Here is a 16,534-nt window from a genome sequence, read left to right on the forward strand (position 1 = left end):
GAGTCCGAGCCCTTCCAGCGCACAGGGGCGCCATGCATAATGGGCTCAGTTCAAAGATTTGGGGTGTGATTATGCTTGACCGGGACGGCTTCAGGCCTAACGTCGGCATCATCCTGCTCAACCAGAAAAACCAGGTGTTCTGGGGCAAGCGCATCCGGACGCACAGCTGGCAGTTCCCGCAAGGCGGCATCGACCGCGGGGAGACACCCGAACAGGCCATGTTCCGGGAACTGCACGAGGAAGTCGGGTTGAAGCAGGAGCATGTTCGCATCATCGCCCGCACGCGCGACTGGCTTCGTTATGAAGTGCCGGAACGCTACATCCGGCGCGATGCGCGCGGGCATTACAAGGGGCAGAAGCAGATCTGGTTCCTGCTGCAGTTGATGGGGCAGGACTGGAACCTGAACCTGCGCGCCACCAACCATCCGGAGTTCGACGCCTGGCGCTGGAACGACTACTGGGTGCCGCTGGACGTGGTGGTGGAATTCAAGCGCGGCGTGTACGAGATGGCCTTGCGGGAACTCGCGCGCTATCTCCCGCGCACCGACCACCGCAACCGCTATCTGCGCGGAGGCATGCGCACGCGCGAGGGCGATCACGCCGGGCAGGACCAGCAGCCCATGCAGCTGCCTGCCGGCGGCATGGAACTGCCCCCGGGCGCCACCTTCGAACCGAACCCGCAAGGGCAGGCCTTCTCGTCGCCCGCCAAGAGATAAGCATGCAACGCCGTTTCCTCGCGCTGGCGCTCGCCGGCGCCTGCCTGGCCGCGTCGGCCCAGGTCGCTCCCGACGATCCCGACTGGAAGGAACTCGATGCGCCGCCGCCGCCCGCGCTGCGCACCAGCGGCCTGATCCCGGTGGACGTGCCCGGCACCAGGCTGCGCTTCGGCATCGACCCGGCCTCGGTGAACGTCGGCAGCGACCGCATCGTGCGCTACGTGATCGTCGCGAGCAGCGCCAGTGGCGCCGTCAACGCGATGTACGAAGGCATCCGCTGCGATGCCGGCGAGATGAAGGTGTACGCGCGCCACAACCCGGACCGCGGCTGGGTGCCGTCGCGCGACGCGCAGTGGCAGCCGCTGACCACCGCGGCGAACTCGCGCCACGGCCTGGAGGTCGCGCGCAGCGGGGCCTGCCTCGGGCGCGCGCCGAACGGGACTGCGGCGCAGATCGTGCTGGACCTGCGGGCGCCGATCGAGCGGCGGTTCGAGCGGGGCGGGGTGAACCGCTAGACGCTCGCAGGCTGGTGGTGACGAAGGAACCCCAGCGATCGGTGAGCGCAGCGAAGCTGGGGTTTCGCTGCGCTCCACCACCAGCCTACCTGGTCAGCACCAGGTTGGTCCGGTGGATCATCTCCGGTTCCGCCATGTACCCGAGCAGCTTCTCGATCTCGTTGGAAGGCTTGCGGCACAGGATGCGCGCCTCGGCCGACGCGTAGTTCGCCAGCCCCCGCGCGATCTCGTGCCCTGCGGGATCGCGCACCGCGATCACGTCGCCGCGGGCGAAGTCCCCCTCCACCGCCGTCATGCCGATCGGCAGCAGGCTCTTGCCCTCGGACCGCAGCTTGGCGACGGCGCCGGCATCGACCGTCACGGCGCCGCGCAGCTGCAGGTGGTCCGCCATCCAGCGCTTGCGCGCCTGGCTCTTCTGCGTGGGCGCGACCAGCAGCGTGCCGATGATCTCGCCGCGCACCAGGCGCGGCAGGCAGTCCGGCTCGCGACCCCAGGCGATCACGGTCGACGCACCGGAACGCGCGGCGCGCGAAGCGGCCAGCACCTTGGTGATCATGCCGCCCTTGCCGATGCTCGATCCCGCGCCGCCCGCCATCTGCTCCAGCGCGGGATCGCCGGCCGCCGCCAGCTGGATGAAGCGCGCGCCGGGGTCCTTGCGCGGGTCGGCGCTGTACAGGCCCTTCTGGTCGGTCAGGATCACCAGCAGGTCGGCTTCCACCAGGTTGGCCACCAGCGCGCCGAGCGTGTCGTTGTCGCCGAACTTGATCTCGTCGTTGACGACGGTGTCGTTCTCGTTGATCACCGGCACCACCCGCAGCGACAGCAGGGTGACGAGCGTGGAGCGCGCATTGAGGTAGCGCTCGCGGTCGGCCAGGTCGGCATGCGTGAGCAGCACCTGCGCGGACGCCATGCCCTGCTCGCGCAGCTTGGTCTCGTACATCTGCGCCAGGCCCATCTGGCCCACCGCGGCGGCGGCCTGCAGCTCGTTCAGCTCGCTCGGTCGCGACGTCCATCCGAGGCGCTTCATGCCCTCGGCGATGGCGCCGCTGGAGACCATGATCACCTCGCGGCCGTCCGCCGCCAGCGCCGCCAGCTGGCGGCTCCATTCACCGATGGCGCGTTCGTCGAGGCCGCGGCCGTCGTTGGTGACCAGGCTGGAGCCCACCTTCACCACGATGCGCCGCGCCTCGCGCAGGGCCTGCGTGGCGTCCCGTTCGCTGCTGTTGCTCATGACTGCGCATTGTCGTCGGAGGCGAAGCGCGGGTCGACCTCCACCGGCGCATGCTCCGCGATCTGCAGGGCGTGGATATGCTGCCAGATCGCCTGGACCAGCGGCTCGCAGCCTTCGCGCGTCAGCGCGCTGATCTCGAACACCGGGCCCTTGTACTTGAAGCGCTTGACGAAGTCCTTCACGCGCGCCGCGCGTTCCTCCTTCGGCACCATGTCCAGCTTGTTCAGCACCAGCCAGCGCGGCTTCTCGTACAGCGCCGGGTCGTACTTCTTCAACTCCGCGACGATCGCCTTGGCCTGCGCCACCGGGTCCACGCCCTCGTCGAAGGGCGCGATGTCCACGATGTGCAGCAGCAGGCGGGTGCGCTGCAGGTGCCGCAGGAACTGGTGGCCCAGGCCCGCGCCTTCGGCCGCGCCCTCGATCAGGCCGGGGACGTCGGCGACCACGAAGCTCTGCTCCGGCCCGACCCGCACCACGCCCAGGTTGGGGTGCAGCGTGGTGAAGGGGTAGTCGGCGATCTTCGGCCGCGCGTTGGACACCGCCGCGATGAGGGTCGACTTGCCCGCGTTGGGCATGCCGAGCAGGCCGACGTCGGCCAGAACCTTCAGTTCGAGCTTCAGGTTCTTCTTCTCGCCGGGCCAGCCGGGCGTCTTCTGCCGCGGCGCCCGGTTGATCGAGCTCTTGAAGCGCATGTTGCCGAAGCCGCCGTCGCCGCCCTTGGCGATCATGATCTTCTCGCCCGGCTGCAGCAGCTCGTACAGCACCTCGCCCGTCTCGGCGTCGGTGATGATGGTGCCCACCGGCATCTTCAGCGTGATGTCGTGGCCCATGGCGCCGAACATGTCGGAGCCCATGCCGTGTTCGCCCCGCCCCGCCTCGTGGCGGCGCGAGAAGCGGTAGTCCACCAGGGTGTTGAGGTTCGGGTCCGCCACGGCCCACACGTGGCCGCCGCGGCCGCCGTCGCCGCCGTTCGGGCCGCCGAATTCCTTGTACTTCTCGTGGCGGAACGAGACGCAGCCGTTGCCGCCATCGCCGGCGGCGATGTCGATGAAAGCTTCGTCGACGAATTTCATGGGAACCTCGAAAAGAAAAAGCCCCGACAAGTCGGGGCTTCTTGGACTTGGCGGTTGGAGATTAACTCAGGCCGCCACCGGAACGATGCTGACCATCTGCTTGTTCAGCGCACCCTTGGTCTCGAACCTGACGTTGCCGTCCACCAGCGCGAACAGCGTGTGGTCCCGGCCCACGCCGACGTTCGTGCCGGGGTGGAACTTGGTGCCGCGCTGGCGCACGATGATGGAGCCGGCGCTGATCAGTTCACCGCCGAAGGCCTTGACACCCAGCATCTTCGGCTGGGAATCGCGCCCGTTTCGCGTAGAGCCGCCGCCTTTTTTCTGTGCCATTTCCCGTTCTCCTTAGGCGCCGGCGATGTCACCGATCTGGAGCTCGGTGTACTGCTGGCGATGGCCCTGGTGCTTCTGGTAGTGCTTGCGACGGCGCATCTTGAAGATGCGCACCTTGTCGTGCTTGCCGTGCGCCACGACCGTGGCCTTCACCGTGGCACCGGACACCAGGGGGATCCCGATCTTCAGGTCGCCGCCGTTGCCGACTGCGAGCACCTGGTCGATGGTGATTTCCTGGCCGATGTCCGCAGCAATCTGTTCTACCTTGATCTTGTCGCCGGAAGCAACGCGATACTGCTTGCCCCCGGTTTTTATGACCGCGTACATGGTTGACCTCTTTAGGGGATGGGCTCCCGTGGAAGCCCGACGATGCTCCCGAACGGAAGCTTCTCTCTCTTTTCTCCGAACCGATTTCCGGAAAAGCCTGCGACTATAGCATAGTTGGCGGGCACTCACAAGTTGGCGCCGATGCGCGGCGGCGGCCCCCGGGCCCCTTCTTATAATCCCCCAACTCTACTGGTTTTCCCTTGACCGATTCCTCCCCCAGCGCCGCCACCGTCCTGTCCCTGATCGCCGACGACATGCGCGAGGTGGACGCGGTCATCGCGCGCCGCCTCGACTCCGGCGTCCCGCTGGTGGGGCAGGTGTCCCGCTACATCATCTCCTCGGGCGGCAAGCGCCTGCGCCCCGCCCTGCTCCTGATGGTGTGCGGCGCCCTCGGCCACCGCGGCGAGCAGCGCTTCAACCTCGCCGCCGTGGTGGAGTTCATCCACACGGCCACGCTGCTGCACGACGACGTGGTCGACGAGTCCACCCTGCGCCGCGGCCGCGCCACCGCCAACGAGAGCTTCGGCAACCCGGCCAGCGTGCTGGTGGGCGACTTCCTCTATTCGCGGGCGTTCCAGATGATGCTGGACGCGCACGACATGCGCGTGATGGAGATCCTGGCCGACGCTACCAACGTCATCGCCGAAGGCGAGGTCATGCAGCTGATGAACATGCACGACCCCGGGCTCGACGAGCCGGCCTACGTGCAGGTGATCCGCTCCAAGACCGCCAAGCTGTTCGAGGCGAGCGCGCGCCTGGGCGCCGTGCTGGCCCGCGCCACGCCGCAGGTGGAACAGGCCTGCGCCGACTACGGCCAGGCCCTGGGCACCGCCTTCCAGGTGATCGACGACGTGCTCGATTACGCCGGCGAGGCCTCCGAGATGGGCAAGAACCTCGGCGACGACCTGCGCGAAGGCAAGGTGACGCTGCCGCTGATCGCCGCCATGCGCCGCTGCACCGACGAACAGCGCGCCCTCATCCGCCGCGCCATCGAAACGGGCGGGCTCGAGGAGCTCGATCACATCATGGCGATCGTGCGCGAAACGGGCGCGCTGGAAGTGGCGCACCAGGCCGCCGCGGCCGAGGCGCAGCGCGCGATGTCAGCAGCGCTTCAGTTGCCGGCGAATGAGCATGCTCAGGCTTTGGTACAATTGGCGGCTTCGCTGCTTGCGCGGCGCTACTGAAGCGATTCAGCAGGCGCCGGGGCACGGAAATCGGGGTGTAGCTTAGCCTGGTAGAGCGCTACGTTCGGGACGTAGAGGCCGGAGGTTCGAATCCTCTCACCCCGACCAGTCTCTCCCCTCCCGGGGAGCACGGTCGTTACAAGTCATGACGCGGATGGTGCATCATTCGCAAGTCCCCGTGACTTCCTACCAACGTCGGCCGCCCACGTCAGCCTCTCGCATTTACTTCAACTCGGCTTTTCGGGATGATCTGACCTGATTTCTATCCTGGGCTCAGACTGTCATCCGCTGAGCATCGCAACGTCACCCCATCCATGGCCGCAGTCGATCCCGCCCTAGAAGCCTCCGCCCTGGCGCTCCCCGGCCTTGGCCGTGCGCTCGTGGTGGCCGGCAAGCTGGGGCAGAAGGCGGCCGAGGAAATCTTCCGCAAGGCCAAGGCCAATCGCACCAGCTTCATCGCCGAACTCACCGGTTCCGGCGCGGTGTCGGCCTTCGACCTGGCGCACACCATGTCCACCGCGTTCGGCGCCCCGCTGCTGGACCTGGACGCGATCGACAACCACCGCCTGCCCAAGGGCCTGCTCGACCCGAAGATCTGCGCCGAGATCCGGGTCGTCGTGCTGTCCAAGCGCAACAACCGCCTGATCGTCGCCGGCGCGGACCCTTCGGACCAGCAGGCGGCGGAAAAGATCAAGTTCGCCACCCAGATGGGGGTGGACTGGGTCATCGCCGAATACGACAAGCTGACCAAGATGGTGGAGGCCCAGGCCACCACGGCCACCGAGGCCATGGACAGCATCATCGGCGACGACTTCGAGTTCGACGAAGCGTCGATGGACCAGAGCGTCGTCGAGGAGGACTCCGGCGCCACCTCCGACGTCGACGACGCCCCGGTCGTCAAGTTCCTGCACAAGATGCTGCTGGACGCCATCGGCGCCCGCGCATCGGACCTGCACTTCGAGCCCTACGAGCACATCTACCGCGTGCGCTTCCGCATCGACGGCGAACTGCGCGAGATCGCCTCGCCGCCGGTGGCGATCAAGGACAAGCTGGCTTCCCGCATCAAGGTGATCTCCCGCATGGACATCTCCGAGAAGCGGGTGCCGCAGGACGGCCGGATGAAGCTGAAGGTCGGTCCCGACAAGGTGATCGACTTCCGGGTCTCCACGCTGCCCACCCTGTTCGGCGAGAAGATCGTGATCCGGATCCTGGATCCGAGCAGCGCCAAGCTGGGCATCGAGGCCCTGGGCTACGAGATCGAGGAAAAGGAACGCCTGCTGACGGCCATCGCGCGTCCCTACGGCATGATCCTGGTGACCGGCCCCACCGGCTCCGGCAAGACGGTGTCGCTCTACACCTGTCTCAATCTGCTGAACAAGCCGGGCGTGAACATCTCCACCGCGGAAGATCCGGCGGAAATCAACCTGCCCGGCGTCAACCAGGTGAACGTGAACGACAAGGCGGGCCTCACCTTCGCGGCGGCGCTGAAGTCCTTCCTGCGGCAGGATCCCGACATCATCATGGTCGGCGAAATCCGCGACCTCGAAACCGCCGACATCGCCATCAAGGCCGCCCAGACCGGCCACCTGGTGATGTCGACGCTGCACACCAACGACGCGCCCGCCACCCTCACCCGGATGCGCAACATGGGCATCGCGCCCTTCAACATCGCGTCCTCGGTGATCCTGATCACGGCGCAGCGCCTGGCGCGCCGCCTGTGCGGCCAGTGCAAGCAGCCGGCCGACATCCCGTACGAGAACCTGATCGACGCCGGCTTCAAGGAGGAGGACGTCGACGGCACCTGGACGCCCTACCGCCCGGTGGGTTGCTCGGCGTGCAACGGCGGCTACAAGGGCCGGGTCGGCATCTACCAGGTGATGCCGATCAGCGAAGACATGCAACGCATCATCCTGGCCGACGGCAGCGCGCTCGAAATCGCCGAACAGGCGCGCAAGGAGGGTGTGCGCAGCCTGCGGGAGTCCGGCCTGCACAAGGTCCGGCTCGGGCTGACTTCCCTCGAGGAAGTACTGGCCGTCACGAACGAATAACAGCGCAAGGACGCAAGAGGAGCCCCCATGGCCACGGCAGCAACGAAGGTCGCGGAATTCGTCTTCGAGTGGGAGGGACGGGACCGCAACGGCAAGCAGGTGCGCGGCGAGACGCGCGCCGCGGGCGAGAACCAGGTGATGGCCTCGCTGCGGCGGCAGGGCGTCAACCCGACCAAGATCAAGAAGCGCCGCATGCGCTCGGGCGCGAAGATCAAGCCCAAGGACATCGCGATCTTCACCCGCCAGCTCGCCACCATGATGAAGGCCGGCGTGCCGCTGCTGCAGGCCTTCGACATCGTGGGCCGCGGCAACGCCAACCCCAGCGTGGCCAAGCTGCTGAACGACATCCGCACGGACGTCGAGACCGGCACGTCGCTGTCGGCCGCCTTCCGCAAGTACCCGCTGTACTTCGACAGCCTGTACTGCAACCTGGTGGAAGCCGGTGAAGCCGCCGGTATCCTGGAAGGCCTGCTGGACCGCCTGGCCACCTACATGGAGAAGACCGAGGCGATCAAGTCGAAGATCAAGTCGGCGCTGATGTACCCGATCTCGGTGGTGGTGGTGGCCTTCGTGGTGGTCACGGTCATCATGATCTTCGTGATCCCGGCGTTCAAGGAGGTGTTCACCTCCTTCGGCGCGGACCTGCCGGCCCCCACGCTGTTCGTGATCGCCATGAGCGAGTTCTTCGTCGCCTACTGGTGGCTGATCTTCGGCCTCATCGGCGGCGGCTTCTACTTCTTCTTCCAGGCGTGGAAGCGCAACGAGAAGATGCAGATGTTCATGGACCGCCTGCTGCTGAAGGTCCCCGTCTTCGGCGACCTGGTCTACAAGTCGGTGATCGCGCGCTGGACGCGCACGCTGGCCACGATGTTCGCCGCCGGCGTGCCGCTGGTGGAAGCGCTGGATTCCGTGGGCGGCGCCTCCGGCAACTCGGTGTACGAGATGGCCACGATGAAGATCCAGCAGGAGGTCTCCACCGGCACCAGCCTGACGGCAGCGATGACCAACGCCAACGTGTTCCCCTCCATGGTGCTGCAGATGTGCGCGATCGGCGAGGAATCCGGCTCGATCGACCACATGCTGGGCAAGGCCGCGGACTTCTACGAGGCCGAGGTCGACGACATGGTGGCGGGCCTGTCGAGCCTGATGGAACCGATGATCATCGTGTTCCTCGGGGGCCTCATCGGCGGCATCGTGGTCGCCATGTACCTGCCGATCTTCAAGCTCGGCTCCGTCGTCTGATGCTGGCGACGGCGGGAATGGACGCCCTCGTCGCGGGCGTCCTGGGTCTGCTCGTGGGCAGCTTCCTCAACGTGGTGATCCACCGGCTGCCTGCCATGCTGGAGCGGCAGTGGGCGGCTGAATGCGCCGAGCTGAACGGCCAGCCGGTGCCGCAGCAGGAGGCCTTCAACCTGGTCGTGCCGCGTTCGCGCTGCCCGCATTGCGGCCACCAGATCCGCTGGTACGAGAACATCCCGGTGGTGAGCTGGCTGGCGCTGCGCGGCAAGTGCTCGCAGTGCCGCCACGGCATCAGCATGCGCTATCCGGTCGTCGAACTGGTCACGGCCGCCTTGTTCGCGCTGTGCGGCGCCCGCTGGGGCCTGTCGCTGCAGGCGGCGGCGTGGGCGGCGTTCGCCGCGCTGCTGATCTGCCTGTTCCTGATCGACATGGACACGCAGATCCTGCCGGACGACCTGAACTACTCGCTGCTGTGGCTGGGCCTGCTCGTCTCCGCCATGGGCTGGAGCGTGCCGCTGCACTCCGCCGTGTGGGGCGCGGCGCTCGGCTACCTCGTGTTCTGGGGCATCTTCCAGGCGTTCAAGCTCGCCACCGGCAAGGAGGGCATGGGCTACGGCGACTTCAAGCTGCTGGCGGCGCTGGGCGCCTGGCTGGGCGTCGAGTACCTGCTGGCCATCATCCTGCTGTCGTCCATCGTCGGCGCGGTGATCGGCATCGTGCTGCTCGTGGTGGGCAAGCTCGCCCACAAGGACATCCCGATGCCTTTCGGGCCCTACCTGGCGGGCGCCGGCCTGGTCTGCCTCGTCCTCGGCCCCGCGGCGGTGCCCGCCCTGCTGCCCTTCGCCTTCCCGTTCGGCGTGCGCTGATCATGCCGGCCCCCAGGCGCATCGGGCTCACCGGCGGCATCGGCAGCGGCAAGAGCACGGTGCTGGCCATGCTGCAGGCCCTCGGCGCGGCAGCCGTCGATGCGGATGCGATCTCGCGCGCAACCACCGCCGCGGGCGGCGCCGCGATCCCCCTGATCGCGCAGCGCTTCGGGGCCGACTTCATCACCCCGGAAGGCGCGCTGGACCGCGCCCGCATGCGCGAGCGCGCCTATGGGCACCCCGAGGCGCGGCGTGAACTGGAGCAGATCATCCATCCGCTGGTGGGCGCCGGGATCGCGCGCCAGGTCGAGGCCGCGCAGGCGGCGGGGGCGCGCTGCATCGTGTTCGACATCCCGCTGCTGGTCGAATCGGGCCGCTGGCGCGCCGGGGTCGAACGCGTGCTGGTGGTGGACTGCGAACCGCAAACGCAGGTGGCGCGCGTGGTGGCGCGCAGCGCGCTGGCGCCCGACGAGGTGCGCACTGTCATCGCGGCGCAAGCCCCGCGCGCGCTGCGGCTGGCGGCCGCGGACCTCGTGATCTGCAACGAAGGACTCACGCTCGACGCACTGCGCAACGAAGTGGAACAGGCGGCGCGGTCCTTCGGGCTATGATGCCGTCCGTCCCCGCCCGCAGTCCTCCCGTCGCGTGATCCTCTACGAATATCCCTTCAACGAACGCATCCGGACCTACCTGAGGCTGGAACACCTGTTCCGCCGCCTGGGCGAACTGATTCCGCGCAGCCACCCGCTGGACCACCACTACGCGCTCACCACGATCTTCGAGGTGATGGACGTGGCGGCGCGCGCGGACCTCAAGTCCGACGTGCTGAAGGACCTGGAGCGGCAGAAGTCCATGCTCAATGGCTACCGCGGCAACCCGGGCGTCTCCGAGGCCGTGCTGGACCAGGTGGTGGGCCAGCTCGAGTCCTGCTTCAGCACCGTGAACAGCACGCCGGGCAAGGCGGGCCAGCCGCTGACGGAGAACGAGTGGCTCATGAGCATCCGCAGCCGCGCGAGCATCCCCGGCGGCACCTGCGAGTTCGACCTGCCTTCGTACTACGCCTGGCAGCACCATCCGGCGGAGCAGCGCCGCGAGGACCTGGAGCGCTGGGCCTCCACGCTCGGGCCGCTGGCCGAATCGATCCACATGCTGCTCAAGCTGCTGCGCGATTCGGGCTCGCCGCAGAAGGTGATGGCCACGGGTGGCCAGCTGCAGCAGACCCTGCCGCAGGGGCGCACCTTCCAGCTGCTGCGCCTGCGCATCGACGAGACGCTGAACCTGGTGCCGGAGATCAGCGGCAACCGCCTGATCGTGTCGGTGCGCCTCATGCGGCAGGACAACGACCGGCTCTTCCCGAGCACCGACAACACCGGGTTCGAACTGACACTCTGCGCCTGAGGCTGCCATGGCGATGCGATCCGAGAAACCGGCGAAGCGGACGATCGTGCGCTGCCCGCAATGCGGCGGCGACAGCGTGTACGGGGCGGAGAACCCGTACCGCCCTTTCTGCAGCGAGCGCTGCAAGAACATCGACCTGGGCGCCTGGGCGAGCGAAAGCTTCCGCGTGCCGGACGAGACGCCGCCGGACGATCTGCCTTTCGGGGATCCGAAGGAGCAGTGAAAGCGGACAGCCGGACGCAGAGGACGCGAAGGGTACGCAGAGGACGCAAAAGAAACCGAAAGAAGAAATGAAATAGGAAGGCCCCTTCCTTCCTTCTTTCTTTCTCTTTTCTGCGTCCTCTGCGTACCCTTTGCGCCCTCTGCGTCCGGCTGTCCGGCTGTCCGGCTGTCCGGTCTTCCTAGTGCGTCGCCCCGACAAACCCGCGCTCCTGCGCGAACCACTTCAGCACCGGCACCGTTCCCGGCAGCACCGGGCCTACCGTCACCGGCAGCTGCTGCCACGCGCACTGCTGCCCTTCGTGCATGTGCAGCTCGCCGCTCCACGCGTACACCTTGCAGAAGTTCAGGCGCACCAGCGCGTGCGGATAGTCCACGCGCTCCACGCGCCAGGGATGCACGGCGCCGATGGTCACGCCGATCTCCTCCTGCAGCTCGCGCCGCAGCGCCTGTTCCACGCTCTCGCCCGGCTCCACCTTGCCGCCCGGGAACTCCCAGTAGCCCTCGTAGACCTTGCCCGGTGGGCGCGACGTGAGCAGGAAGGCGCCGTCGGCGCGGATCAGCACGCCGACGGCGACCTCGACCTCCTTGCGGTCGGGACCGCCCTCGCGCGGGCGATCACCATCGGCGACCAGGACGCCGCTCACGCGTGGTGCCGCCCGGCGTAGTCGCGCGCGAACTGGTACGCCACCCGGCCGCTGCGGGAGCCGCGCTCCAGCGCCCACACCAGCGCCTGCGGGCGCGCGGCGGCAATGTCCGCTTCCGCGACGCCGAAGTGCTGCAGCCACGTCGCCGTGATGTGCAGGTATTCCTCCTGGCTGAAGGGATAGAAGCTCACCCACAGGCCGAAGCGCTCGGACAGCGAGATCTTCTCCTCCACCACCTCGCCCGGATGCACCTCGCCGTCCTCCGTGTGCGTGTACGTGAGGTTCTCCTTCATGTACTCGGGCAGCAGGTGGCGGCGGTTGCTGGTGGCGTAGATCAGCACGTTGGGCGTGGCCGCGGCCACCGAGCCGTCGAGGATGGACTTCAGCGCCTTGTAGCCCGCCTCGCCCTCCTCGAAGCTCAGGTCGTCGCAGAAGACCATGAACTTCTCGGGCCGGGCGGACACCACGTCGACGATGTCGGGCAGGTCCGTCAGGTCCGCCTTGTCGACCTCGAGCAGGCGCAGCCCCTGGCCGGCATAGGCGTTCAGGCAGGCCTTGATCAGGGAGGACTTGCCGGTGCCGCGCGCGCCCGTCAGCAGCACGTTGTTGGCCGGGTGGCCCTGCACGAACTGCAGCGTGTTGCGCTGGATCTTCTCCTTCTGCGGCTCGATCTCCTTCAGGTCGTCGAGCGAGATCGGGGCGACGTGGCGCACCGGCTCCAGCACGCCGTGGCCGCTCGCGCGCTTGCGGTAGCGCCAGGCGATGGCGGCATTCCAGTCGGGGGCCGACAGCGGCTGCGGCAGGATCGCCTCGATGCGGCCGAGCAGCTGCATGGCGCGGTCGATGAGGACGTCGAACTTCTCTTGGGTCATGAGTCTTTCGTCAGAAGGCATCACGACCGGTAATCGGCGTTGATGCTCACGTACTCGTGGCTGAAGTCGCAGGTCCAGACCTGGTCGGCGGCGTCGCCGCGGCCGAGGCCCACGCGCACGGTGATCTCCTGCTGCTTCATCACGCGCTGGCCGTCCTCCTCGCGGTAGGCCGGGTGGCGGCCGCCGCGCGTGGCCACGTGCACGTCGTCGAGGTGCAGCTCGATGCGCGTCTGGTCCAGGTCGGCGATGCCCGCATAGCCCACGGCCGCCAGGATGCGCCCGAGGTTCGGGTCGCTGGCGAAGAACGCGGTCTTCACCAGCGGCGAATGCGCGATCGCATAGGCCACCTGCCGGCATTCCGCCGCGTCCTTGCCGCCCTCGACCCGCACGGTGATGAACTTGGTGGCGCCCTCGCCGTCCCGCACGATCGCCTGCGCCAGCAGGCGCGCCACTTCCAGCATCGCCTCCTTCAGCGCCGCGCCCATGGGCGTGTGCAGCGAGGTGATCACCGGGTGCTGCGCCTTCTGCGTGGCGATCACCACGAAGGAATCGTTGGTGGAGGTGTCGCCGTCCACCGTGACGCGGTTGAAGGAACCCTCGGCCAGCTCGAACGCCAGCTGCGGCAGCAGGCGCGCATCGATCTGCGCGTCGGTGGCGAGGAAGCCCAGCATCGTCGCCATGTTCGGCCGGATCATGCCGGCGCCCTTGCTGATGCCGGTGATGGTCACGGTGGCGCTGCCGATGCGAACCTGCCGGCTGAAGGCCTTGGGCAGCGTGTCGGTGGTCATGATGCCCTCGGCGGCGCGCAGCCAGTGCGCCGGCTGCGCATCGGCGATCGCCGCCGGCAGGCCGGCGACGATGCGCTCGAGGGGCAGCTGCTCCATGATCACGCCGGTGGAGAACGGCAGCACCTGGGCGGGAGCCACGTTCAGCAGCTTCGCGGCGGCCGAGCAGGTGGCACGGGCCCGCGCCAGCCCCTCGTCGCCGGTGCCCGCATTGGCGTTGCCGGTGTTGATCACGATGGCGCGGATGTCGCCGGCCAGCAGGTGCTCGCGGCACACCTGCACGGGAGCCGCGCAGAAGCGGTTCTGGGTGAAGACGCCGCCGACCGCCGTGCCCTCGTCGAGCAGGACGACGGTGAGGTCCTTGCGATCGGCCTTGCGGATGCCGGCCTCGGCCACGCCGATGCGAACGCCCGGCACCGGGTGCAGCGTCGCCGCGCTCGGGGCGCTCAGGTTGACTGCCATGGATAGCCCTCGTGAAGAAGAGAAGAAGCGGACTCAGCCCTGCCGCCAGGGCAGCCCGCGCACCCGCCAGCCGCCGCGCGTGTCGCGGTGGCCGTTTTCGTCGGGATCGCCCTGGAAGCCCTCGAGGACGTTGTACGCCTCGTAGCCGAGTTCGGTGGCGCGCCGGGAGGAAGCGATCGAACGCACGCCGCTGCGGCACAGCATGACGATGCGGCTGCCGGCGGGCACCTGGGCGCGCAGCTGCTCGTCGAAGTCCGGGCGCACCTGCATGCCGGGCCAGTGCTTCCACTCGACGTTGATGGCGCCCGGGACGAAGCCGACCCAGTCGCGCTCGGCGTCCGTGCGGATGTCCACCAGCACCGCCCGGCCTTCCTGCCACCAGCGGCAGGCCAGTTCGGGCGTGACGTCGCCCGCGTAGCCCTGGGCGGGCCGGGGCTGGTCGCGGTCGTTCGGGGCGGAAGCGGCGGCGTTCATGGCTTCGAATTCTGCCAGCCCGCCGCCGCGCCGACGCTCAGACGATCCTGACCTGCAGGTTGGGCAGCTTGTCGATGTGGATCTCGATCACGTCGCCGCGCACCACCGGGCCGACGTTCTCGGGCGTGCCGGAGTAGATGATGTCGCCGGGGAACAGCTCGTTGGCCGCCGACAGGTGGCTGATCTGCTCGGCCACCGACCAGATCATCTGGTTCAGGTTGGCGTTCTGCTTGGTGGCACCGTTCACCTTCAGCCAGATGGCGCCTTCGCGGAAGTGCCCGATCTGCCCCACCGTGTGCAGCGGGCCGAGCACCGCCGAATGGTCGAAGCTCTTGCCGATCTCCCAGGGCTTCTTCTCGTCGCCCATCTTGCGCTGCAGGTCGCGGCGCGTCATGTCCAGGCCCAGCGTGTAGCCCCACACGTGGTCGAGAGCGCTCGCCACCGGGATGTCGCGGCCGCCCCGGCCGATGGCGGCCACGAGCTCCACCTCGTAGTGGTAGTTCTTCGTCAGCGTGGGATAGGGGTGGTCGCCCACCGTGCCGGGCGCCACGAACTGGATCGCGTCGGTCGGCTTCTGGAAGAAGAACGGCGGCTCGCGGTTCGGGTCCGATCCCATCTCGATCGAGTGGGCGCGGTAGTTGCGGCCGATGCAGTAGATGCGGCGCACGGGAAACACCATGCCCGAACCGGCCACCGGGATGGTGCTGCCCGCCAAGGTGAAAGGCGTCGGCCCCGCTCCCGCCGGACTGCCCATCGTCGCGCAGCCGCCGAGGCCAGCCGCGGCCATCGCCGCGGAACCCTGGAAGAACCGCCTTCTCTTCATCTTCATGCTCATGTCTCCTTGCCTGTATCGAGGGGGCCCGGTCGACAGCCATCCGTCAGGAAACTCTGTCGCCGAGGCATAGCCGATCCGTGAAAACCCTATCGGCAGTTGTAAATGCCGAATCAAAGATAGCCCGTCGCATAAACCAACGTCAAGGAGACAAGCATGAGCGAGATGAAAACCCCACGTCGCCGCAGTCTGCTGAAGGGAGCCGCCGTCGCCGCCGGCGCCATGTCGGCCCCGATGGTCTCCATGGCGCAGACCACCTCCTTCCGCTTCCAGAGCACGTGGCCCTCGAAGGACATCTTCCACGAGTTCGCGCAGGACTTCGCCAAGAAGGTGAACGACATGGCGGGCAGCCGCCTGAAGATCGAGGTGCTGCCCGCCGGCGCCGTGGTGCCGGCCTTCCAGCTGCTCGAGGCGGTCAACAAGGGCACGCTCGACGGCGGCCACGGCGTGGTGGCCTACCACTACGGCAAGAACTCGGCCCTGGCGCTGTGGGGCTCGGGCCCGGCCTTCGGCATGAACCCGAACATCGTGCTGTCCTGGCACTACTACGGCGGCGGCAAGGCGCTGCTGGAAGAGATCTACAAGTCCATCAACATGGACGTGGTTTCCTACCTGTACGGCCCGATGCAGACGCAGCCCCTGGGCTGGTTCAAGAAGCCGATCTCCAACATCGCGCAGATGAAGGGCCTGAAGTACCGCACGGTGGGCCTGGCCGTCGACATGTTCACCGAACTCGGCGCCGCGGTGAACCCGCTGCCGGGCGGCGAGATCGTGCCGGCACTCGACCGCGGCCTCATCGAGGCGGCCGAATTCAACAACGCCTCCTCCGACCGCGTGCTCGGCTTCCCGGACGTCGCCAAGAACTGCATGCTGCAAAGCTTCCACCAGTCCGGCGAGCAGTTCGAGATCCTGTTCAACCGCGGCAAGTACAACGCCCTGGCGCCCGAGCTCAAGTCCATCATCGACTACGCCGTGCAGGCCGCGTCGGCGGACTTCGCCTGGAAGGCGATCGACCGCAACTCCAAGGACTACATCGAGCTCAAGACCAAGGACAAGGTCAGCTTCTACAAGACGCCGGATTCGATCCTGAGGGCGCAGCTGGATGCCTGGGACAAGGTCGTGGCGAAGAAGTCGACCGACAACCCGTTCTTCAAGCGCGTGCTGGATTCGCAGCGCGCATTCGCGCAGCGCGCCGGCCAGTGGCAGTTCGACTACGAAGTCAACTTCCGCATGGCGTACGACCACTACTTCGCCAAGGGCGGCAAGAAGGCCTGATGCCCGTGGCCGGATGAAGGGGCGGCTGCACCAGCCGCCCT

The 16,534-nt window shown here is 67.7% G+C and carries 19 protein-coding genes and 1 tRNA gene; 11 read left to right on the forward strand and 9 right to left on the reverse strand.

The annotated features are described in order from the left end of the window. The first annotated feature begins 71 nt into the window (after window positions 1–71). Both WG923_RS11920 and WG923_RS11925 read left to right on the forward strand, forming a co-directional pair. Window positions 72–716 (forward strand): RNA pyrophosphohydrolase, encoded by a 645-nt coding sequence (locus WG923_RS11920; protein ID WP_340351334.1) that lies wholly within the window; start codon window positions 72–74, stop codon window positions 714–716. A 2-nt stretch (window positions 717–718) separates the two neighbouring features. Beyond that, the gene (locus WG923_RS11925; RefSeq protein WP_340351179.1) at window positions 719–1,231 is read left to right on the forward strand and encodes a CNP1-like family protein; all 513 of its coding nucleotides are present in this window, start codon (window positions 719–721) and stop codon (window positions 1,229–1,231) included. A gap of 85 nt (window positions 1,232–1,316) precedes the next feature. On the opposite strand, the gene proB is transcribed toward WG923_RS11925, so the two are convergent. From proB to rplU, 4 genes are all read right to left on the reverse strand, one after another. Next, window positions 1,317–2,462, reverse strand: a complete 1,146-nt coding sequence (gene proB / locus WG923_RS11930; RefSeq protein ID WP_340351180.1) for a glutamate 5-kinase — start codon at window positions 2,460–2,462, stop codon at window positions 1,317–1,319. Continuing rightward, window positions 2,459–3,535, reverse strand: a complete 1,077-nt coding sequence (gene cgtA / locus WG923_RS11935) for an Obg family GTPase CgtA (RefSeq protein WP_340351181.1) — start codon at window positions 3,533–3,535, stop codon at window positions 2,459–2,461. The genes proB and cgtA overlap by 4 nt, the downstream gene beginning before the upstream one ends. A 66-nt stretch (window positions 3,536–3,601) precedes the next feature. Then, complete coding sequence (gene rpmA / locus WG923_RS11940; protein ID WP_340351182.1) at window positions 3,602–3,865, reverse strand: 50S ribosomal protein L27; 264 nt, start codon at window positions 3,863–3,865, stop codon at window positions 3,602–3,604. Between the two features lie 12 nt (window positions 3,866–3,877). Then, window positions 3,878–4,192 (reverse strand): 50S ribosomal protein L21, encoded by a 315-nt coding sequence (gene rplU, locus WG923_RS11945; protein ID WP_340351183.1) that lies wholly within the window; start codon window positions 4,190–4,192, stop codon window positions 3,878–3,880. Window positions 4,193–4,446: 254 nt separating this feature from the next. Between rplU and WG923_RS11950 the strand changes: the two genes are divergently transcribed. The 8 genes from WG923_RS11950 (at window position 4,447) to WG923_RS11985 (ending at window position 11,150) form a co-directional block, all read left to right on the forward strand. Then, window positions 4,447–5,376: a polyprenyl synthetase family protein gene (locus WG923_RS11950; RefSeq protein WP_340351335.1), complete on the forward strand. Its 930-nt coding sequence runs from the start codon at window positions 4,447–4,449 to the stop codon at window positions 5,374–5,376. A 31-nt stretch (window positions 5,377–5,407) separates the two neighbouring features. Further along, window positions 5,408–5,484 (forward strand) — tRNA-Pro (locus WG923_RS11955). Between the two features lie 206 nt (window positions 5,485–5,690). Beyond that, window positions 5,691–7,424, forward strand: coding sequence for a type IV-A pilus assembly ATPase PilB (gene pilB / locus WG923_RS11960; RefSeq protein WP_340351184.1), 1,734 nt, complete (start codon window positions 5,691–5,693; stop codon window positions 7,422–7,424). A gap of 27 nt (window positions 7,425–7,451) precedes the next feature. Continuing rightward, the gene (locus WG923_RS11965; protein WP_340351185.1) at window positions 7,452–8,666 is read left to right on the forward strand and encodes a type II secretion system F family protein; all 1,215 of its coding nucleotides are present in this window, start codon (window positions 7,452–7,454) and stop codon (window positions 8,664–8,666) included. Continuing rightward, a complete protein-coding gene (locus tag WG923_RS11970) occupies window positions 8,666–9,529 on the forward strand; it encodes a prepilin peptidase (protein ID WP_340351186.1) in 864 nt (287 codons plus the stop codon). Before WG923_RS11965 ends, WG923_RS11970 begins: the two co-directional genes overlap by 1 nt. 2 nt (window positions 9,530–9,531) lie before the next feature. Then, the gene (gene coaE / locus WG923_RS11975) at window positions 9,532–10,140 is read left to right on the forward strand and encodes a dephospho-CoA kinase (RefSeq protein WP_340351187.1); all 609 of its coding nucleotides are present in this window, start codon (window positions 9,532–9,534) and stop codon (window positions 10,138–10,140) included. Window positions 10,141–10,174: 34 nt separating this feature from the next. Then, entirely contained in the window at window positions 10,175–10,927 is a 753-nt protein-coding gene (gene zapD / locus WG923_RS11980; RefSeq protein ID WP_340351188.1) for a cell division protein ZapD, read from the forward strand. Between the two features lie 7 nt (window positions 10,928–10,934). Next, window positions 10,935–11,150 carry a DNA gyrase inhibitor YacG gene (locus WG923_RS11985; RefSeq protein WP_340351189.1) on the forward strand — a complete coding sequence of 72 codons (216 nt, stop codon included), beginning with the start codon at window positions 10,935–10,937 and terminating at the stop codon, window positions 11,148–11,150. Window positions 11,151–11,328: 178 nt separating this feature from the next. Here the strand turns inward: WG923_RS11985 and WG923_RS11990 are convergent, their stop codons facing one another. The 5 genes from WG923_RS11990 to WG923_RS12010 are packed head-to-tail and all read right to left on the reverse strand — an operon-like array spanning window position 11,329 to window position 15,215. Further along, on the reverse strand, window positions 11,329–11,793 hold the full coding sequence (locus tag WG923_RS11990; protein WP_340351190.1) for an NUDIX domain-containing protein: 465 nt from the start codon (window positions 11,791–11,793) through the stop codon (window positions 11,329–11,331). Beyond that, on the reverse strand, window positions 11,790–12,665 hold the full coding sequence (locus tag WG923_RS11995; protein ID WP_340351191.1) for an ATP-binding protein: 876 nt from the start codon (window positions 12,663–12,665) through the stop codon (window positions 11,790–11,792). Before WG923_RS11995 ends, WG923_RS11990 begins: the two co-directional genes overlap by 4 nt. A gap of 20 nt (window positions 12,666–12,685) precedes the next feature. Continuing rightward, window positions 12,686–13,912, reverse strand: coding sequence for a bifunctional glutamate N-acetyltransferase/amino-acid acetyltransferase ArgJ (gene argJ, locus WG923_RS12000; RefSeq protein WP_340351192.1), 1,227 nt, complete (start codon window positions 13,910–13,912; stop codon window positions 12,686–12,688). A 33-nt stretch (window positions 13,913–13,945) separates the two neighbouring features. Beyond that, the gene (locus tag WG923_RS12005; protein WP_340351193.1) at window positions 13,946–14,386 is read right to left on the reverse strand and encodes a rhodanese-like domain-containing protein; all 441 of its coding nucleotides are present in this window, start codon (window positions 14,384–14,386) and stop codon (window positions 13,946–13,948) included. A gap of 37 nt (window positions 14,387–14,423) precedes the next feature. Next, on the reverse strand, window positions 14,424–15,215 hold the full coding sequence (locus WG923_RS12010; RefSeq protein ID WP_340351194.1) for a fumarylacetoacetate hydrolase family protein: 792 nt from the start codon (window positions 15,213–15,215) through the stop codon (window positions 14,424–14,426). Between the two features lie 159 nt (window positions 15,216–15,374). On the opposite strand from WG923_RS12010, the gene WG923_RS12015 reads away from it, so the two are divergent. Further along, a complete protein-coding gene (locus WG923_RS12015; RefSeq protein WP_340351195.1) occupies window positions 15,375–16,493 on the forward strand; it encodes a TRAP transporter substrate-binding protein in 1,119 nt (372 codons plus the stop codon). Window positions 16,494–16,534 lie beyond the last annotated feature (41 nt).

The sequence above is a fragment of the Ramlibacter sp. AN1133 genome, from assembly GCF_037890035.1.
In the GTDB taxonomy this organism is placed as follows: domain Bacteria; phylum Pseudomonadota; class Gammaproteobacteria; order Burkholderiales; family Burkholderiaceae_C; genus Ramlibacter.